Raw genomic sequence first — 16,844 nt, 5'->3', positions numbered from 1 at the left:
AGCTTAATCTCCGAAAAAGATGACTGGTGCTTCCACCAGCGATTTAATACCGTACTCGCGCACAACCTTCCGGCGCAGACGCACCGTCATATCGTAGCGGCGGACCCATTGCTGATTAATAAGTTCAGGGAAGGGAGTCAGACCTGTGTAATCGCCAAGAGACAGCCCCAGCGCATTCAGTGCTGCGTTGTTCTGCGGTACAGATATACCGTCACGAAACCGGGACGCATACACCATCCCCGCCGGACCATAAAACGAAGCCATACACTCAATCGTTTCATGCCGCCAGAGCTGAGAGCCATCATCGGTCTGTCTGGTGAATGCCGGGCTGTCATCACCTGACCATCCGATAACCCCAAACGCACACCAGTTCGTTTCAGCTGGTAGCAGTGGCGGTTGCTCTTTCTGCCAGCGCGGACGAACCATCCCGGCAGACAGACCGGAAACGTTACGCATCCACTGGCTTAACAGCCTGTCGAGCGCTTCGTCATAATCCGGATCGCCACTGGTTGGTATCAGCCATCCGCGCTCTGTGCTGGTGTTATTGCTCAACCGGAATTCCCCCATCAAACGGCAGCAACTCACAATGCGCCTGAACGAATCCGGCACCATAAGCTGTATACGGGTCGACGAAGGTCACACGGTAATCACGGCCCTGATACGTCACGATATCGGAATCACGGCCAGTCTGTCCCTGCGTCAGTCGCTCAGTCGTCACAATCAGAATTGCACCACTGATTACCTGCCCTGCCTGCATACGGCGGTTTTCCAGAGAGCGATCAACAGTTACGACTCCGGCAAACTGCTTTTTAACTTCACTGTCGCTGCCGATCCCGTCCTCATCCACCGTTTGCACTCGGCGTGTTACCCACAAATTGAAGTCGCAAAAATCGGGGTCAAAAAGCACATCTGTTACATCAAGAGTCGGCATCTTTATCCCTCACAACATGGGTAATGGCTCTGCGATATTGCCCGGTGTCAATTAATGGTTTCGCCAGATCGGTTCCCGGAGATTCGCCAGCAGCACGCCGGGCAAGTTCCAGTGTTGCCCCCTTGCGCCCCCGACGAGCCCGGGCTTCAACAGTACTGTCAGCAAGCGGCGTAAAGCCGGTAATGGTCATGTAACGCCTGACGCCATTAGCGGCCAGCGTTCCGGCACGGTTGAGTGCACTTTCTGCTCCCGCAGCATTACCATCAAGTGCAGCCTGCGCCGCGGCTTTGAGCTGCGGCACCGTCTGCTCTTCTGCCGATTTAACGCCGGGGACCAGGTGAGGTCGTGGCGGGATATTCTGCTCTGGTGAGCCGTATTCGTTGAGGTAACCGATGCCCGCATTACCAAACGGAACATCATCCCGCCCGCTGTCTTCCGAAGGGATGCCGACCAGCACATCCTTTTTGGTTAGCGACCTGAGCGCATCCAGAATGGCCTGAGCGTTATCCACCCTCGTTGTTACACCGCTTTTGAAGCTCATAGCTGGCGACCACCTGCACCGAACATCGTGATCAACTGATAAAATTCAGCGCCATGTCGGGTGTTATTCCAGAAACCTGCATCAGGATTCAGCGTCGCGCTGGTGTCATAACTGACGCTTACCTTGTCAACAGACTTTGAGGATTGAACACCATTGGTTGAACCGCCCGGGCCGCCAACCAGCATTGCCCGACTATCTGCCGCCCATAGCGTCATGTAGTGAGCCACGAACAACTCGGCAAAGTACGGAAACAACTTTTTTCCGGTGACGTTTTCGCTCAGCAGTTCATCGGCCAGATTCAGACGAAACTGGATTTGCGCTTCGGGATATTTGGCAGGGTCAGCAAACTGCGGGAAGTCGCGGCGAAAATCACTTACCGCTGGCAGACTTTGATTCTTTGGCATTTTTTACCTCGTTACGCGCGTCAGTGTCTTTGCCAACGGATACTTCCGCGTGCGCACGAGTGAACCAGTGCGTGGCAACGTCTTCCTCCACTGCATGACGGCCTTTAACAAACTCGCGCCGTGAACCGTCGGGAAGCGTGAGCACAAACGGGGTATGTACGTGTATTACTGCATTATTTTTTGCCATCTGGTCATCCTTAATGGCCCCGCCAGGGGGCCATGTGGCTGTTAAATGCCATCAACGTACGAAATGGTTTCTTTGTACACTGGCTCGACTGCACCCAGCTTGCCGTAGTAAGTGACGATCTGATACAGACCGCGATACTGCACCGGCACGCTCTGAAGCGGAACCAGCGGGTAGCGGACGTATTTTTTATCGTTGGTGTACGCAACCATGCGATCCTTATTCCCCACACCACGGCCTTTCAGCCATTTAACCGCGCGGATATTCAGCGGAACACCGTTCTGGTGATAGCTGATGGTGTTGGTCTGAAGGTACGTCAACAGGGACTGGTTACCCGCAGATGAAACGATGATGCTGGACAACAGAGCAAACTGCTCAGGTGGGATCAGCAAATCACGCGGAACCACAGAGTAACCAGAAGCGGCCCACGCATCAGACAGCACCTGGTTAATGCTTGCGCGGATTTCGTCCGGTGTTGAGGTTGCCCACGTTTTGGCAGCGTTGTTGACAGGAACACCGTTCAGGGTAACAAGGCCTTTCAGGTTTAATGCGGAATCGCCAACATATACCTGTTCATCGTTATCCATCTGCCATTTCAGTTGCATACCGTCATACTTCTGCGTATCAATCGGGCGGCCGACCTGCTGAGCAGCCTGCAATTCTATGACCGTCCAGCCAAGTTCCATCCCCCACAGGTTCAGCGGGTTACCGGATTTGCCGATATCCACGTTCACGCCAGCAATAGCGGTTGAGTCTTTGCCTACCCAGTTTTTGCCATTCGGATTTGCACCAGTACCCGCAGCGGCGAAGCTGGTATTCGTCCAGCTGGAACTGTCATCTGCAATGGAGACATCTTCACGCAACTGAATATCGCGGGTCCAGGTGTACCCCACCAGTGGCAGGTTCAGCGTCTGGTCGAGTCGCTCCAGCTCCCCGATGAGAAAGGCACCAGAGCTGTCAACGGTTGCCTGATCAAAAGTAATCATTCGTCTGTTCCTTAAATCTTCCAGGAAATTTCTGCATTGCCGTCAGCATCACCGGCACCTGTGAATTCAGCGTTGGTCAGCACCACGTTTTTGCCACTGACTGACGTGGCCATGAATCCACCCAGCGGCACTTTGATGGATTCATCAGTGGAGACGACAACGTATACCGGGTCGCCTTTTTTGATGGTGCTGGCATCAAAATCAGAACCGAGATTAACGGTCACGTAGCCACGCTTCATGGCGTCGCCCGGGAAGTTCTTGCCAGTCCCCACCTGGCGAACCATGTCCGGCTGCGAAGTGGTCGGATAAGGGCGCACGTAGATCCCCTTCACTTTGTCTGCGGTATCACCATCTGCCAGCGGCACGAAAAAACCGTCATCATCGTATTTACCAGCCAGGCCATAGGCAGCGAAGGCGTTATCGGATTTAAGGACCACCGGTTCGACGGTTAAGTCCTGCGGGCGAGAGACGGCCCCGGCAATGCCAACAGGCATCCGGTACAGAAATACATTATTCATTTTTTACCCTTTACGGTTTGCCCAGAATTCAGCGTTTTGTTTGTTCAGGGAAGCGATACTGGTCATGCCCATGTTTGGGCGCTGTGCATCGCCGGTGGTGGCGCGGGTGTTTCGCCCTTTGGCAATCTCAGACACGGCATTAAACGCCATGTTGACCGATTGTTTCGGTAATTTGCGGATATCCGCATCACCGACTATCTGGCGAACCAGCGTTTTGTCAGCAGAAGCCAGAACCTCACGTTTGAACGCGGTCGGTTTCATCTTACGGCTCAGATCGATACCCGGAACGATAACTTCGGCACGCCAGGCTGAGTCACCAGTAATCGTGGTTTCCTCTTCATCGTCCTCGCCGTCACCGGTCGGATTATCGTCAGGCTTATTGTCGTTATCGCCCGTCGCATTTCCTTCCAGCTTAGCCAGCAGGGCTTTCAGTAATGTTTTGAGGTCATCATCACTGTCGCCGGTTGGACCTCCGCCCATCTCTGGTGCTTTGTCCGGTAGCGGTTGCTGCGGGGACAGGTTGATGTTGAGATTAACGCCCTGCGGCAAATCCCCCTCATCTCCTGTAACCGATGCGGGAGCCGACTCCACCAGTTCGTTCATGGTGTCGGCATCTCCTGTCTTGATGGCTGCACGCATGCGGTTCCACCAGTTTTTCTTTTGATTTGCCATTGTGTCTCTGTCTCCAATTGCACAACGATTTCCGGCTCTGCCTTTGGGGACAAGAGCCACATGGTTTCCGGTAATATCGACCTGCTCGGCTTTACCTGGCTCGGTCTGCTCGTACTCCGCGTCATAGCCACACGACACTTCGCGCAGGCCATCTTCGATAAGCTGAATGGCGCTTTCGTCTTTGACGATAAGGTCAGCCAGCATCAAATCAGACTGGTCACCGGTCCCGCGCCGCACATTCTGAAGATGCCCGACAGCAAGCTCTTTCCAGTTCTCGGGATTTACCAGCCGCACATCCCCGTTTTCATCCTCGGGATGCAACACCGTGATACTCATTCCTTCGAATGAGGCAAGCGTGGCGGGATGGAATACCTGCTCAGGAGAACGCGTGACGACTATTTCACCGAACTTATCGGGTTTCAGTTTTGGCAGGTCATCAGCACCATAGAGCTGCTTACCTGTTCGTCCTATCGGCACGTCTTTGCACAGCAACGAGCCGTCAGCCAGCTGATAGCGGGTTTCCCCCAGCCGGGTATTGAAAAAATATTTCATGTGTTACCTGCGATTCAGGCGGGATAAGAATGGGAGGTGGGAAAAACGATTTCTTTATAACAGCGACAATTCGGGAGCTCGCCAGCGTGACCGGTCATGCCATCAAGCGTTGGAGGTTTGCCCCATTCGACAAACTTACCTTCCATCTCCCGATGAGAATGCCGGACGTCGCCATCTTCGGCTGTACGCCAGATATAACCATTCGAGCCGATTGACAGCGCACGCGCCTGATCCAGCGCGCCGGTTGCACGTCCAAGTTCAGTACGGGCGATAAGGTTCGCTCGTGAGCGTGACACGTCACCGGACGCAGCTATCTCTTTCGCGAATGGCTCAGCGCGGCCACCAGACACAACGGCCTCGATGGCCTTGTTCTGAATGTCATACACCCGATCGGCGGCCTCAAGAGGCAGTGACTTGATGTACTTAATTTGCTCGGCGACGATGGATTTCATCACCTGGCCTACCGGGGCGCGGTCGACCATGTTGCGCAGCTCTGCGCTGATGTTCCGGCTGTGTTGACGCCACTGCTTTTCATTCTGGCGCGCTATGTCTGCGGTAAAGTTCTCAGCTACCTTCGTCGCCCAGGGGGTGATGATTTCGCTGTAGCGCTCCAGCGCATCCATTATTTCGGTTACGCTATCGTTTGAACCATCGTAGCGCCCATTTACGATATCCCCGACCGCCCGCGCTATCTGCCGTAGGCTCGTTCGATATCGGATCTCCGCCTGGCGACTCTGGCGGTTTGTCGCCAAGTTCGCCGATGCCTGGCGGCGCTTCGTCTTCGGCATTCTCTATGTCCTCGTCGGTAATGGATGCCCCGATGCCGGTTACGTCAGAATTTTCGCGCAAATCGGTCATAGCGGCTTTCAGTGTCATCAGACCATCACCCAGCGCCGTACTGATTGCGTTGGTAGTGTTTAACGCCACCGTTGAGCGATCGACATCAGACATTTGCCAGAGCGGGTTAAACTCAAACGTGAAATCGTCCGGCAGCGGCTTACCGAGTTCCGAGCGGTGCATAATGTCCAGTATCCGGCGCATCGGCATCCGTAAGCGGCGCTCCTGCAATGAGCTCACCCGGTCGTAATAGTTGGCAAGATCTGCATCACCGGTAGAAAATCCTTTCGGGGACTGTCCGAACAACCGCACCAGTGGAATACCAACAGCGCCACTAATCTGTTCTGCAAACTGCGATAGGATGTCATCCAGACCACTGAAGCTGTACTGATGCGTTTCAAACTTATCCCGCGAGTCCATGAGCGTCATGCCTTCATTGCTCTGGAACTGGCGGATCAGGTCGATGTTCTTCAGCAACGCTTCGAAAGCTGGGCCACCAAGCGCGATAATCTCGCGCAGCTTCTCCACGCTGTAGGTGCGCAGATGCGCTTTGTAGACCAGCTGAGCCGCGCCGACAGTGGCGCTGTCGAACGCAGTAAGCCGATCCCAGATTCGCTCTACAACCGACATTCCCCATTCGTTCTCGGTCATCTTCTGCTGGAATGGCAGCGTGACGCCATCGAAGCGAATCAGGCGGCTGTGATGGATGCGCCAGGCCGGGATGCCCGTTGCAGTGGTCACCACATCGTAAAACTCAGGTTTGCCGAGATCCGGCCCCATCTCTTTAATGCGGCGGGTCAGCACCGGGTTAATCATCCAGCGGTCGAGCGGGAGAATGCCCTTAAACTTGCCTTCTCCAATGGTTTCGAGCCGCAGCGGGGTCATTGGTGCCTGCCCCTCGATCATGATGAAGCCAACCGCACCGCCATAGAGACGAGACCATTTCAGCACGTCATTCAGCGCATCCCAGATTTGCAACTCATCAAGTTGTGATTCGAGAATGCCGCGATCTTTTGCATCAATTTCCGAAGTGATGCGAATGCCTTTGCGGGTCATATCATCCGGGATAGCATCGACTGCTTCGCCGATGATCCAGGATGAACGATAGGACCATTCCACCAGCATGCGGTTACGACTGGTAAAATTAGCCCGGTAGGTGGATGCTGAGTGCTGGTTAGGTGTCTGCATCCCTACGCGGGCAATAAAATTCTCATAACCATCAGCTGTGGCCTGCGCAGTTCGCCGCAGGGCTTGTTTGTTTCGTGCCATCAGGCCTGTCTCCCCAGCTGTTCCCAGATATCCAGCGATGTATCAATTGGCGCGAAGGCCATAATGAATGCGTCAGCAACGTTTGGTGACGGTATCTCGCGTTTTGCGAGGTCTTTTTTACTTTCGACCATCACACGTCCGTTACGGTCGAAATCACGATGAGGTGTTGTCAGTTCCAGTTTCAGCTTTTCAAGCAACGGACAACGAGAATCTATGCTGATCAGCTCATCCACAGGATACTGTTCTCCGTTGTTAATGGCGTTAAACGTATTTCTGAAACGGTCAGCCACCAGCCACCATGCCTGAGCCTTAAGATTTGCGAAAAAGTCTTTGTTGGGGATGCCGTTGTATTCGTCATCTGGTTCATGCACACCAGCGCCGGCGTTAAACCTCTGGTAATTCACACGTCGCGCGTATGCATTCTCGCTCTTCCGGTCAGCGTTAATTTCAGAGAATTTAGCACCGGCAGAAGCACCAACACCGATAGAGTCGTAAACAATATCTGCTTCACGCTCCAGCGCCGCCTGATAAGTACGCTGGCAGCTCTTCAGTAATTCATCTTCTTTGGCCTTCCATTCGTCGGCCCAGAAAACAACGGATCCGTGACGGTAAACGTTAGCGCACTTATCTGTACCACTGTCAGCCACGTCAAAGCCAATACGCTTTCTTCCACTGGGTTCGAAATTTAACGTTTTGTGCGCATCCACTGCGGCTTCTATCCAGGACAGTTTGATGATTGCCGCATCATCATCAGACTCCGGAACGCCCTCATACACATGTTTAAAACCATCCGGATCACGGCGTCGCGCCGCGTCGATAACCTTAAGCATGGTGTCAGACAGAAACGGATTTTCGTCATAGTTAATTTTGCGGATGAGAGTGCCTTCAGGCGGATCAACAACGAAGTTACGCCAGACGAAATCAGTAACAAGTCCGGGGTTGAATATGAACCAGCATTCCGAACCCTCTTTACGGATCGTTGGCTCCAGAATTTTCCACTGGTATTCAGTCAGTGCGTGGGCTTCTTCCAGCCACAACACGTCGATCCCCTCCAGTGACTTAATTTCTTCGATGTTGCGCCATAATCCATAAAAAACAAATTCCGAGCCAGTAACCCGGTTAATGATTTTGTTGTTCAGAATCCGGAAACGGTGCCGCAGGCCAAACCTGTCTATCTGAATTTTGAGCAGGGTATACACCGACTCTTCGATTTTATTCTGGATCTGACGGGCACAACAAAAACGCAGGGTGTATTTATTCGACAGAAATATGGCAATGCCAGCGGCATCCCATGATTTTGACGATGACCGGCCACCATAAAGCACTTTGTTACGTGCCCGCGTAGTCCAGAAACTACGTAAAGCCGGATTAAGCGTCGGTTTGGATGTCAGAGTAGAAGTCATTGAGGTCACGCTCTCCATTGCCATCATCAATACCTGCATCACGGCGAAGACGATCAGCCTCCAGAGACACCTTATCAGTGGCGGCCTTGCGGTAGGCTGTATCAGCAAATATTTTTCCTACCGTCGCAAGCGTGCCAACGATGGACTCAATACGAACTGTATTGCGCATCATTGCTTTCTCGGCGGCGCTGATATTTTCCATCAGCATCTTCCTTTCCTGGTCCCCATTAGCATCTTCCAGCGACACCAACCACCGACCAATATTCTCTGCAGCGACAAGGTTGTTAGCACGAAGGCGAAATAATTCGTCCTCGAGCGTCAACGCTTTAGCATCCTCTATCACCTCATCTTTGAGCAGAAGGCGACGGGCATAACCACCGTGTTTTAATGCCTGCTGGTTACCGGGTTGGAATGGGTTAGTCGGGGGATCGGTACGCATTCCGCGTATCGGTTTCGTATCCGGTGTAGGTTCTGTTTTTGGTTGCGTACCTTTTTGTGTAAGGTCAGTAATGGCAGGCTTTCTGCTGGTACGCACTTTTCTTTTTTGCGTACCATTTTTGCAAACCTGCGTACCGCCACTGCGTACCCAACCAAGCTTTTTAGCCCTCTTCCTGATAGCCCCTTCTGTTACGCCGTATTTCTCGCCTATATCACGGAGGCTAAGGACTCCGGCCCGGTATGCCGATTCGATGGCCTCCCAGTCCGGTTTTGCCATGAATTTTTCCTCTTAGTGACATTATCGCAGCCCCTCACAGAAGAGCTGCTGTAATGCCTAACCATCCTGATGTTGTTGTGATTTCGCATTAACTAAGTCAATGAAGTCCTGGCACATTTCAAGACGATGACCATGATCATCGACAAAGTTATAACGCCGAAATATATCAATAATTTCATTGGGACTTTTCCCCACAATATGAGGATATTGTTTTGATTCGTAATTATGTTTCATCATCAAATCTCCAGTCAGTTGGGTATGATTCAGCAACTCTCACACTGGAAATAGCCTTTCACAATGGAGGTATCTATCAATACTCTGGTGTTCCATCCAGGATCTATCAGGGTCTTATGAATGCCAGTTCAAAAGGCCAGTATTTTCACCAATTCATTAAAAATGTGTATCCATACCGTAAGGTAGGCTAACCTTCAGTGGGGGAGAAGAGCATCCCCCACATTCATATATCAACCAGATTAGATAACAGAATTTCATGCCTCCTAGACAATGGCGCCCTTTCATTTTTCAGCGAAATATTCTGCTCTTACGGGCGATCAGTTCTGCATACACTGCCGAACACTGTCGACAATTTTGCAGACCTGAGAAGCTGTATCTAAAAGTTGGCGCGCCTTATCCAGGCTGACGCACCCCACCAATAAAAAAGGCACCAGTATCGCTACCAGTGCCCATTTCGCCGCCGTTCGCGGCATTCTGTGTGTCCAGTGTTTTCGGCTCATAACACACCTGGTTATCAGCGTTTCAACTGAAAGTGAGGTCCGTCTTTCAGTGTTTTCCAGTCCCCGCCCCATTCGATGGCAGTTCCCAGCTCTGCGGCAGCCTGCTTAAATGCCTGCGCGATTTTCTCGTACAGAGGCCAGTCCCATGACACCTGGCTGCCAATGTAGGCAACAACATCCACCGCATCACCGGTCAGGTGGCGGCTGTTCATGGTCTGGCTTTTCCCTTCCGCGACCAGCTGTTTCTGGCGTTCTTTCGTGCGCAGCCCTTCCGTAATACCGAAATCAACCTCCGTCAGCTCCAGCGCACGGCGAACGACAGCAACCAGCTGTGGTTTAACGCCCTCCAGATTTTTTTCACTGCGACGACTGAATCTGAATTTACCCGACATGCTCACCTCCGGAATGAAAGGATTTTTGAAACGTTCCCGCGTGCACGTATCACCAGCACGCAGAACAGCAGATTAAGCCCCACCGCCAGCCAGTTCGCCGCTAACGGGCGACCGCACAGATAGCTGAGTGGTGCAAAGGCATACAGCAGCATCAGCAGCCAGGCCAGCCATGACATCAGCGGCTTATGTCTGGAATCGCGACGACGATAAAAAAAGAGCGTCAGCACGATAACCGTGCATAACGCCACATTCAGCAATCCGGGAAGGTTACTTAACATTGCCGCCACCTCCGCCCCGCAGGCGGGAGAACACACCGGACACCAGCGATGCAATATCCTGCTGGTGGATGAACGACAGAATCTTCACCGACACCACCGATACCAGCACCGCACACAGCGCATCTGCCGATGTACCGTCATACCCTGTTTTTGATGCAATCCAGGCTGACAGCACGCGCGCCCCCAGCACGCCGACGATAAACGACACCAAAAAATGCGCCACCACACGCCAGACTGAAAGCGCCTGCGGCATCGTTGCCACAAATAACGCCCCGGCGAACGCACCAAACACAATCCCGAAATCCGTTCCGGTAAACAGCCCGAATACCGTCGCCCCGCCGAGCGCCGCAGCCGTGCCGGAACCAGATAAGGGTTCAGACATACGTTTTTCTCCTGTAAATAAAAAAGGGCCACCAGCGGCCCGTAAAAACACCCCGTCAAAGGCACCCGCAGATGCCTTTTGCGCGGCGTTATTTGATGTGATATGCGCCGGGTGTGGCGAGGATATGAAAAAGGCCCGCCGTAGCGAGCCATGAAAAAAATGAATAAAAAAACCGCCTGGTGCGGCGGTTAAGGATGTATTTCCAGGTTTTGCTTAGTACGCGATTAATCTCAACGTTATTCTGAGCGATGCTTACAACATCGGAATGATGCATTACCGACCCTGCCAGGAAATACAAAATCTCCACCGATAATGCACCATTCTGCTGCCGTAAAAAATAAGCACTGAGGCTACACCCGGCCTCAAATCATAGCCAGAGAACAGAACGCTTTTTCAAAACAACCTGCTCCCACGTAATAAAAAATACGCCAGTGCTGCAATACAATAAGGCTTGTTCCTCTGGAGCGGGTAGCGGGAATCGAACCCGCATCATCAGCTTGGAAGGCTGAGGTAATAGCCATTATACGATACCCGCATATGGTGCCGACCACCGGAATCGAACTGGTGACCTACTGATTACAAGTCAGTTGCTCTACCTACTGAGCTAAGTCGGCAATGGTTCTTCGGGGGAGCGATATCACCGATCAAAGAAGAGTTCCCCCTCAGAACCGCTTTCGATGATACGATTTAATATTCCAATCGCAACAATACTTTGCGTCAAGTTATGTAAATTTATTTATATGTTTTTATTTTATGTGAATAATTCACTTCCACTTAAAATATAAATGACAATATATAAACAAATTTATTTTGAAGGCGATTATTAAATGTCGTTTCTTATGCCACACCACAAAAACAACAAAACCCGCACAATGGCGGGTTCTGGTAAAGTTCATGCGCTTGGTTCGCCTCGCGATACAGCTTTGCGAAGCGTACCGGAATTGAAGCAGTTTATGTGCAAAAATGCAAGAACTTTTTTAAAGCTGCATCAACCTTTCCACCAGTTTATCTCTGCGAACAACAAACCAACCATTGGCTCTCGCCAGTTCCAGCCATGACTCAAGGGAAATAACAATATCATCATCCCGTAACTGAATTGTGGAAACAGTGACACCGCCTCTCTGATAACAGAGAACTCGCGTGTCGTAACTTTTCTGGCATGAAACTGGCGTTGACGGATCCTTTTGACTGAAATAGCAGTCTTCCAGTTTTTCGAACACATCCCACGCCTGATCGGTTTCGAGCATTTTGGCGTGGCGTGCTGCGCCTCGTTCTGTCCAGAGGATGAGGGAGCGGGCTTTGGGTGAAACTGGATTTTGTGAGTAGTTTAAAGCGACCCGCAATTCTTTAAGGTCATTACCAACAACTTTGAAAAAGTGTTTCCCTTCAACGAAGCGTACTTTGTTCTCATGATGATTCTGGCGAATACGCACCGACTCAGTGCCGTAAAGCTGCGCCAAAAGTTCGGTGGTAATAACAGGAATCTGGTTATGGGTGATCGGGGAGAGAGTTTCAACAGAGATTTGGGTAATGACTCCAACTTATTGATAGTGTTTTATGTTCAGATAATGCCCGATGACTTTGTCATGCAGCTCCACCGATTTTGAGAACGACAGCGACTTCCGTCCCAGCCGTGCCAGGTGCTGCCTCAGATTCAGGTTATGCCGCTCAATTCGCTGCGTATATCGTTTGCTGATTACGTGCAGCTTTCCCTTCAGGCGGGATTCATACAGCGGCCAGCCATCCGTCATCCATATCACCACGTCAAAGGGTGACAGCAGGCTCATAAGACGCCCCAGCGTCGCCATAGTGCGTTCACCGAATACGTGCGCAACAACCGTCTTCCGGAGACTGTCATACGCGTAAAACAGCCAGCGCTGGCGCGATTTAGCCCCGACATAGCCCCACTGTTCGTCCATTTCCGCGCAGACGATGACGTCACTGCCCGGCTGTATGCGCGAGGTTACCGACTGCGGCCTGAGTTTTTTAAGTGACGTAAAATCGTGTTGAGGCCAACGCCCATAATGCGGGCAGTTGCCCGGCATCCAACGCCATTCATGGCCATATCAATGATTTTCTGGTGCGTACCGGGTTGAGAAGCGGTGTAAGTGAACTGCAGTTGCCATGTTTTACGGCAGTGAGAGCAGAGATAGCGCTGATGTCCGGCGGTGCTTTTGCCGTTACGCACCACCCCGTCAGTAGCTGAACAGGAGGGACAGCTGATAGAAACAGAAGCCACTGGAGCACCTCAAAAACACCATCATACACTAAATCAGTAAGTTGGCAGCATCACCGAGATTTGAGTGGTCATAACGATAACTCCGTACATTTGGAAATTATCGCCACCGACGACGCCAATCGAACTGGTGGCGAACTGTGCAGGGTTGGCGTAACCGGGTACGGAAACCGGCGAGCCTTTCGGCTCCCCCACACAGCCCGCCATAAATCGCGAATGTGACTGTGCAAACGATATGAAAAAAGACGCGGGCGCGTCTCATATCGCTCCGTAAACATCCGGGACGCCAATCCCGACGCCAGATTTTGCTGGCGCGTGAGGAATATAGCCCCGGATAACAGATTGAGTCAACAAACGGTTTTTAGATCCCCGGAAGAGAATGCATCACGCATCGGTAGATAGAGCATATATTCAGCAAGATTTAGCCATACATCTACCCGACTGCAGCACGTCCGGAAACACCACTCAGGGTGTGCGTCATTCAGCAATTCAGCCATTTTTCGCTTAGTCATCCCCCTCCCTTCATATCGTTGCCGGAGGATACAAATCAATCCTGGGTGTTCTACCAGCACTTCACTAATCACCCGATCAATGCATAACGCCTCTGCATCAGTACAATGCACCAGCCAGCTTTTTTGCTTGCCGTTGATCATATCCCGCAAAAAAGCCTCAAGTTCAGGTTTGTCCAGACCTGCTTTTTTCATCCTCCGGAGCGCCTCGTTAATTGCCGTTTTTGTCAGCTTTTTAGAGGTCAGCAACTGGTTGAACATATTTCCCGTCTTACCGCCGCCAATATACGACCAGCGCCCCCACATGCGCAGTTTTCCCTGAATCCAGACACTTTCCAGCGTGGTGAGACGAAGGTGTTCCCCGCTTTTGCCTGTATTTGTTGGGTAAATCATAAATAACCTTCCTTTCTCCAGATTTCTTGCGTACGAAAAACACCTTCTGCATGCATCAGGCGTAATTCTTCTTTGGTGTAATCGCTGGTTTTTACCCGCCCGTCGATTAAATCGTGGCATGAGCTGCAGGCAATCGCTGCCTGCATATCGTGTGGTTTTGTCGCTGTTCCGCACGTCCCCGCCAGCCTGTAATGCGCCAGCACAGATGTTTCGGGATTGTGATTGCAGTAGCCAGGAATTCTGACGGTGCACATCTGCCCCCGCGCCGCTTTACGTAAATCCACCATTACGCAAACTCCAGTAACTGTGCGGCCACATTTTCGACTTCCTCCGGAGAGGAAAATTTACGGAACAGGATCCAGTTCCACAGCACATTCAGTACAGATTTATAAACCTGCTGAAACTCGGTTTCGTCCATGTTCGCAAATGCGATAGATTTTGCCCTGCGCCCACGACTACCATCAGGATAAATATGCTCGGTGTAAAATCCTGCCTGAATGGTTACCCACTCGCGGAAAGCGTCAAACGACTTTAGCAATGCCGTATCCCGGGTTCTGCATGTCGCAACGGTATTAAGGTATTGCTCTGCGGCATCACTCAGGGCTGGAGTGTGTTCCCGACCTACTGATTCGCACAGGTAATCAACGAAGCCCGATACCAGTTCTCGTTCTCGAGGCGTGATCACCCCACCGCTCGGAGTCCAGTAATCGAATCCCAGTTGCAGGAGTTTGAAAAAACGCTTGTGAAATGCGTAGTTACGCACACGCTTAAAGTCTGCGTGTATCCACTCGCCTATTTTTATTTGATGCAAAAAATCACAACTCTCCGGCGTCGCCGGGAGAAGTAATCCGGAAGAGGTTTGTTTGACCAGTTGTATATGCGCCATTGCTGTCTCCAATGGCGCTGTAGGTTGCCAGTTGTTCAGGCTGGCTTACGAATTATAACTCATTCGCGAACCACCTTGAAACCGAGCCTTTCAAGGTATTCAATGAATGCCTCGATAGATAAAATTACATGATCATCAGGGATTAACGTTGTGTAGACAACTTTCCCATTCTCAACGCGCACAGCATAGAGGCCATTTTCACTAAAAATTTTACGCAGTTCTTCGATGTTCATCATCAGAGTCCTTCCGGATAATTCGCACTCCCCTTCAGGGGACCATCCCTCTTATCCCTGCGCGCTACTTAAGTATTTTTGATTCTATTCCGGCACCGTCCAAAACTTCAAATGCGTTGAAAATAAAAACAAAAACCCGCCGAAGCGGGTTAAGTGCGGGTGCGTTGAGGATGCCTGACACATCAGAGGTGGCGGGAGAGTAATCTCCCGCCTGGTCACTATTACTCTCTAGATTCGTAGTCTACGAAGACAGCGACCTCCGTCTGGCCGGTACGGATTCGTACCTCGCAGAGGTCTTTCCTCGTTGCCAGTGCCGTCACTATGACGGTTAAACAGATGACGATCAGGGCGATTAACATCGCCTTTTGCTGCTTCATAGCCTGCTTCTCCTTGCCTTTCGGCACGTAAGAGGCTAACCTACATGTGTCTAGCATGAAATTGGCCTCAGATTAATGTTAAGCGTCTTGCAGGACGCGTAATGTTAACTGGGGCTTTTCTCTATCTGCCGTTGGTGTTCATGCCCGAGGTAGATAGCCTCAAGCACCCGCAGCAATTCTATTTAACTCCCGTCACTTCGCCAATATGAAATCAATCAGAAAGGCGATCCATAAGAACAACAGCAAGACAATAAATTGCCATTACAGCCGCAATAGCCAGCGCACATTTCAGAACCAGCACGATGACCTCCCATATTTGACGTACACGCGCATGATTCAATATGCAGCAACCTATTTCCTGCTTCAATATAAAATCAGGTATTGTTGTATAACTATTTAACTAACTCCCTATCCCCACATCTCAGGCGCTCAACGTCTGTGTGCGGGGCGTTTTTTAATACCTTACCCCCAGCGGCAAATCGCATACACCACCAGCGCCACCGCCATTGTAATTCCTACCGTTGTGAATGCTTCAGGCCAAGTCATCGCAAAACATCCTCCGCGCTTATCAGTTCGTTCCGCTTCAGGTAGTCCATCGCCATCTCCGGTAATTTGCAGTCTGGATTAGCTTTTTTCAGTTGACTGACCAGTCGTTTAACCCACATTGTTAATTCCCGTACCTGAACATCCCCTTTGGTATCCTCATTGGTGAGGATACCATCGTCTTTCCCCTGAAGCATGGCGGCGCAGCAGGCGTTCCATGAAATTTCCTGAAGGGAACGACGAATCTGTGTGCTGCATATACTCCTCCCTGACTCCTGGCTGTTAAACCATGTTTCAAATTCCGGCACTACTGGTGCTGGTTGGGTGGTGACATTGGCAAAGGCTGCACGCAACCCGGCCTTAATTTCCTCTACCTCATCAGCACCTGGAGATGAATCTGACAGTGCGTGATGGAATGCGTAAGCCATGTCGTCGCTTACTGCTATCGGCTCTGCTTCCAGTGATACCAGTGCAATCTGCGTCCTGACCCACGCCACCCGCGCCGGATTCATATGGCACATGTTGTTCCCTTTTTCTTCATAGTAATGCCCTTTACTCTCGTTAAATGGCAACACCTCATACAGCCCGGCACTTCTGAAATCAGCGTGTAATTGTTCCAGTGCCGCTTCGCTGGAGGTACCGATTGATGTGAGATAATCGAAAAGATTGGCGCATAAACCATAATTTCGAGAAAACACCCCACCTGGTTTCGCCCCATTACTCAGCCACAAATCATAAGCAATATAAAACCCGTAAAGCTGTTTTCTGATATTTTCTTTGGTTTCTTGCATTATTTATTACCGCCCTTTCTGGCGGCCTCCTGATGTTCTGAGGGTGCAGAAATCCCTCCGGTTAAGGATTAAATTGTA

Annotated in this window: 24 protein-coding genes, 2 tRNA genes and 2 pseudogenes; 1 reads left to right on the top strand and 27 read right to left on the bottom strand. The window is 51.2% G+C overall.

What is annotated here, in order from left to right; all coding sequences use genetic code 11:
- Nucleotides 1-3: 3 nt before the first annotated feature.
- Genes ATB02_RS02970 through ATB02_RS02910 form a run of 13 tightly spaced genes read right to left on the bottom strand, consistent with a single transcriptional unit; the run spans nt 4 to nt 9,249 of the window.
- A complete protein-coding gene (locus tag ATB02_RS02970; RefSeq protein ID WP_000069886.1) occupies nt 4-552 on the bottom strand; it encodes a phage neck terminator protein in 549 nt (182 codons plus the stop codon).
- Nucleotides 542-931 (bottom strand): head-tail adaptor, encoded by a 390-nt coding sequence (locus tag ATB02_RS02965; RefSeq protein ID WP_032314226.1) that lies wholly within the window; start codon nt 929-931, stop codon nt 542-544. The genes ATB02_RS02970 and ATB02_RS02965 overlap by 11 nt, the downstream gene beginning before the upstream one ends.
- The gene (locus ATB02_RS02960; RefSeq protein ID WP_105271059.1) at nt 918-1,472 is read right to left on the bottom strand and encodes a hypothetical protein; all 555 of its coding nucleotides are present in this window, start codon (nt 1,470-1,472) and stop codon (nt 918-920) included. The genes ATB02_RS02965 and ATB02_RS02960 overlap by 14 nt, the downstream gene beginning before the upstream one ends.
- Entirely contained in the window at nt 1,469-1,876 is a 408-nt protein-coding gene (locus ATB02_RS02955) for a DUF4054 domain-containing protein (protein ID WP_105271058.1), read from the bottom strand. Before ATB02_RS02955 ends, ATB02_RS02960 begins: the two co-directional genes overlap by 4 nt.
- Entirely contained in the window at nt 1,842-2,063 is a 222-nt protein-coding gene (locus ATB02_RS27050) for an STY1053 family phage-associated protein (protein ID WP_105271057.1), read from the bottom strand. Before ATB02_RS27050 ends, ATB02_RS02955 begins: the two co-directional genes overlap by 35 nt.
- Nucleotides 2,064-2,104: 41 nt before the next feature.
- Nucleotides 2,105-3,046: a DUF2184 domain-containing protein gene (locus ATB02_RS02945; protein ID WP_105271056.1), complete on the bottom strand. Its 942-nt coding sequence runs from the start codon at nt 3,044-3,046 to the stop codon at nt 2,105-2,107.
- Between the two features lie 11 nt (nt 3,047-3,057).
- Nucleotides 3,058-3,564, bottom strand: a complete 507-nt coding sequence (locus ATB02_RS02940) for a structural cement protein Gp24 (RefSeq protein WP_001066731.1) — start codon at nt 3,562-3,564, stop codon at nt 3,058-3,060.
- Between the two features lie 3 nt (nt 3,565-3,567).
- The gene (locus ATB02_RS02935) at nt 3,568-4,788 is read right to left on the bottom strand and encodes a DUF2213 domain-containing protein (RefSeq protein ID WP_105271055.1); all 1,221 of its coding nucleotides are present in this window, start codon (nt 4,786-4,788) and stop codon (nt 3,568-3,570) included.
- Between the two features lie 14 nt (nt 4,789-4,802).
- Nucleotides 4,803-5,411 carry a phage head morphogenesis protein gene (locus ATB02_RS02930; protein WP_085328839.1) on the bottom strand — a complete coding sequence of 203 codons (609 nt, stop codon included), beginning with the start codon at nt 5,409-5,411 and terminating at the stop codon, nt 4,803-4,805.
- A 13-nt stretch (nt 5,412-5,424) separates the two neighbouring features.
- The gene (locus ATB02_RS02925) at nt 5,425-6,894 is read right to left on the bottom strand and encodes a DUF1073 domain-containing protein (protein WP_105271054.1); all 1,470 of its coding nucleotides are present in this window, start codon (nt 6,892-6,894) and stop codon (nt 5,425-5,427) included.
- Nucleotides 6,894-8,297, bottom strand: a complete 1,404-nt coding sequence (locus ATB02_RS02920) for a PBSX family phage terminase large subunit (RefSeq protein WP_000204763.1) — start codon at nt 8,295-8,297, stop codon at nt 6,894-6,896. Before ATB02_RS02920 ends, ATB02_RS02925 begins: the two co-directional genes overlap by 1 nt.
- On the bottom strand, nt 8,263-9,012 hold the full coding sequence (locus ATB02_RS02915; RefSeq protein ID WP_001533360.1) for a hypothetical protein: 750 nt from the start codon (nt 9,010-9,012) through the stop codon (nt 8,263-8,265). Before ATB02_RS02915 ends, ATB02_RS02920 begins: the two co-directional genes overlap by 35 nt.
- A 57-nt stretch (nt 9,013-9,069) precedes the next feature.
- Nucleotides 9,070-9,249 (bottom strand): hypothetical protein, encoded by a 180-nt coding sequence (locus tag ATB02_RS02910; protein WP_032218059.1) that lies wholly within the window; start codon nt 9,247-9,249, stop codon nt 9,070-9,072.
- Between ATB02_RS02910 and ATB02_RS02905 the strand changes: the two genes are divergently transcribed.
- Nucleotides 9,225-9,437, top strand: a complete 213-nt coding sequence (locus tag ATB02_RS02905; RefSeq protein ID WP_071702711.1) for a KTSC domain-containing protein — start codon at nt 9,225-9,227, stop codon at nt 9,435-9,437. The two genes, ATB02_RS02910 and ATB02_RS02905, sit on opposite strands and share 25 nt — an antisense overlap.
- Nucleotides 9,438-9,760: 323 nt before the next feature.
- On the opposite strand, the gene ATB02_RS02900 is transcribed toward ATB02_RS02905, so the two are convergent.
- The 14 genes and pseudogenes from ATB02_RS02900 to ATB02_RS27045 form a co-directional block, all read right to left on the bottom strand.
- The gene (locus tag ATB02_RS02900) at nt 9,761-10,138 is read right to left on the bottom strand and encodes a M15 family metallopeptidase (RefSeq protein ID WP_062887077.1); all 378 of its coding nucleotides are present in this window, start codon (nt 10,136-10,138) and stop codon (nt 9,761-9,763) included.
- Nucleotides 10,139-10,140: 2 nt separating this feature from the next.
- Nucleotides 10,141-10,416 (bottom strand): phage holin family protein, encoded by a 276-nt coding sequence (locus ATB02_RS02895; protein WP_000950567.1) that lies wholly within the window; start codon nt 10,414-10,416, stop codon nt 10,141-10,143.
- The gene (locus tag ATB02_RS02890; RefSeq protein ID WP_074551340.1) at nt 10,406-10,798 is read right to left on the bottom strand and encodes a putative holin; all 393 of its coding nucleotides are present in this window, start codon (nt 10,796-10,798) and stop codon (nt 10,406-10,408) included. Before ATB02_RS02890 ends, ATB02_RS02895 begins: the two co-directional genes overlap by 11 nt.
- A 460-nt stretch (nt 10,799-11,258) precedes the next feature.
- Nucleotides 11,259-11,333 (bottom strand) — tRNA-Gly (locus ATB02_RS02880).
- 3 nt (nt 11,334-11,336) lie between these two features.
- Nucleotides 11,337-11,412 (bottom strand) — tRNA-Thr (locus tag ATB02_RS02875).
- 363 nt (nt 11,413-11,775) lie between these two features.
- Nucleotides 11,776-12,330 carry an ORF6N domain-containing protein gene (locus ATB02_RS02865; protein ID WP_105271053.1) on the bottom strand — a complete coding sequence of 185 codons (555 nt, stop codon included), beginning with the start codon at nt 12,328-12,330 and terminating at the stop codon, nt 11,776-11,778.
- A 9-nt stretch (nt 12,331-12,339) separates the two neighbouring features.
- Nucleotides 12,340-13,037, bottom strand: a protein-coding gene (locus ATB02_RS02860) for an IS1-like element IS1A family transposase (protein ID WP_094096600.1) whose coding sequence is annotated in 2 segments (ribosomal slippage) — nt 12,340-12,788 and nt 12,788-13,037 — 699 coding nt in all. Because the reading frame shifts where the segments join, the coding sequence is not laid out codon by codon here.
- Between the two features lie 33 nt (nt 13,038-13,070).
- Nucleotides 13,071-13,229, bottom strand: a complete 159-nt coding sequence (locus ATB02_RS26320) for an ash family protein (protein WP_241957632.1) — start codon at nt 13,227-13,229, stop codon at nt 13,071-13,073.
- 152 nt (nt 13,230-13,381) lie between these two features.
- Complete coding sequence (locus ATB02_RS02850; protein WP_105271052.1) at nt 13,382-13,936, bottom strand: DUF1133 family protein; 555 nt, start codon at nt 13,934-13,936, stop codon at nt 13,382-13,384.
- On the bottom strand, nt 13,933-14,223 hold the full coding sequence (locus ATB02_RS02845; RefSeq protein ID WP_000228038.1) for a DUF1364 domain-containing protein: 291 nt from the start codon (nt 14,221-14,223) through the stop codon (nt 13,933-13,935). Before ATB02_RS02845 ends, ATB02_RS02850 begins: the two co-directional genes overlap by 4 nt.
- Nucleotides 14,223-14,822, bottom strand: a complete 600-nt coding sequence (locus ATB02_RS02840) for a DUF1367 family protein (RefSeq protein WP_105271051.1) — start codon at nt 14,820-14,822, stop codon at nt 14,223-14,225. The genes ATB02_RS02845 and ATB02_RS02840 overlap by 1 nt, the downstream gene beginning before the upstream one ends.
- A gap of 155 nt (nt 14,823-14,977) precedes the next feature.
- A pseudogene (locus ATB02_RS26580) lies at nt 14,978-15,058 on the bottom strand (hypothetical protein); the annotation flags it as partial.
- Between the two features lie 218 nt (nt 15,059-15,276).
- A complete protein-coding gene (locus ATB02_RS02835; RefSeq protein WP_198600573.1) occupies nt 15,277-15,432 on the bottom strand; it encodes a Hok/Gef family protein in 156 nt (51 codons plus the stop codon).
- Between the two features lie 542 nt (nt 15,433-15,974).
- Nucleotides 15,975-16,415 (bottom strand): annotated as a pseudogene (locus tag ATB02_RS27045) (hypothetical protein); the annotation flags it as partial.
- Nucleotides 16,416-16,844 lie beyond the last annotated feature (429 nt).

Source organism: Escherichia sp. MOD1-EC5189, assembly GCF_002966045.1.
Lineage (GTDB): Bacteria > Pseudomonadota > Gammaproteobacteria > Enterobacterales > Enterobacteriaceae > Escherichia > Escherichia coli_F.
This window is presented reverse-complemented; position numbering and strand designations above follow the sequence as displayed.

Excerpts from the sequence above, each read along its gene's own strand:
- ATB02_RS02965 (WP_032314226.1), bottom strand. The coding sequence starts at position 931 with ATGCCGACTCTTGATGTAACAGATGTGCTTTTTGACCCCGATTTTTGC.
- ATB02_RS02960 (WP_105271059.1), bottom strand. The coding sequence starts at position 1,472 with ATGAGCTTCAAAAGCGGTGTAACAACGAGGGTGGATAACGCTCAGGCC.
- ATB02_RS02955 (WP_105271058.1), bottom strand. The coding sequence starts at position 1,876 with ATGCCAAAGAATCAAAGTCTGCCAGCGGTAAGTGATTTTCGCCGCGAC.
- ATB02_RS27050 (WP_105271057.1), bottom strand. The coding sequence starts at position 2,063 with ATGGCAAAAAATAATGCAGTAATACACGTACATACCCCGTTTGTGCTC.
- ATB02_RS02945 (WP_105271056.1), bottom strand. The coding sequence starts at position 3,046 with ATGATTACTTTTGATCAGGCAACCGTTGACAGCTCTGGTGCCTTTCTC.
- ATB02_RS02940 (WP_001066731.1), bottom strand. The coding sequence starts at position 3,564 with ATGAATAATGTATTTCTGTACCGGATGCCTGTTGGCATTGCCGGGGCC.
- ATB02_RS02935 (WP_105271055.1), bottom strand. The coding sequence starts at position 4,788 with ATGAAATATTTTTTCAATACCCGGCTGGGGGAAACCCGCTATCAGCTG.
- ATB02_RS02930 (WP_085328839.1), bottom strand. The coding sequence starts at position 5,411 with ATGGATGCGCTGGAGCGCTACAGCGAAATCATCACCCCCTGGGCGACG.
- ATB02_RS02925 (WP_105271054.1), bottom strand. The coding sequence starts at position 6,894 with ATGGCACGAAACAAACAAGCCCTGCGGCGAACTGCGCAGGCCACAGCT.
- ATB02_RS02920 (WP_000204763.1), bottom strand. The coding sequence starts at position 8,297 with ATGACTTCTACTCTGACATCCAAACCGACGCTTAATCCGGCTTTACGT.
- ATB02_RS02915 (WP_001533360.1), bottom strand. The coding sequence starts at position 9,012 with ATGGCAAAACCGGACTGGGAGGCCATCGAATCGGCATACCGGGCCGGA.
- ATB02_RS02910 (WP_032218059.1), bottom strand. The coding sequence starts at position 9,249 with ATGATGAAACATAATTACGAATCAAAACAATATCCTCATATTGTGGGG.
- ATB02_RS02900 (WP_062887077.1), bottom strand. The coding sequence starts at position 10,138 with ATGTCGGGTAAATTCAGATTCAGTCGTCGCAGTGAAAAAAATCTGGAG.
- ATB02_RS02895 (WP_000950567.1), bottom strand. The coding sequence starts at position 10,416 with ATGTTAAGTAACCTTCCCGGATTGCTGAATGTGGCGTTATGCACGGTT.
- ATB02_RS02890 (WP_074551340.1), bottom strand. The coding sequence starts at position 10,798 with ATGTCTGAACCCTTATCTGGTTCCGGCACGGCTGCGGCGCTCGGCGGG.
- ATB02_RS02850 (WP_105271052.1), bottom strand. The coding sequence starts at position 13,936 with ATGATTTACCCAACAAATACAGGCAAAAGCGGGGAACACCTTCGTCTC.
- ATB02_RS02845 (WP_000228038.1), bottom strand. The coding sequence starts at position 14,223 with ATGGTGGATTTACGTAAAGCGGCGCGGGGGCAGATGTGCACCGTCAGA.
- ATB02_RS02840 (WP_105271051.1), bottom strand. The coding sequence starts at position 14,822 with ATGGCGCATATACAACTGGTCAAACAAACCTCTTCCGGATTACTTCTC.
- ATB02_RS02835 (WP_198600573.1), bottom strand. The coding sequence starts at position 15,432 with ATGAAGCAGCAAAAGGCGATGTTAATCGCCCTGATCGTCATCTGTTTA.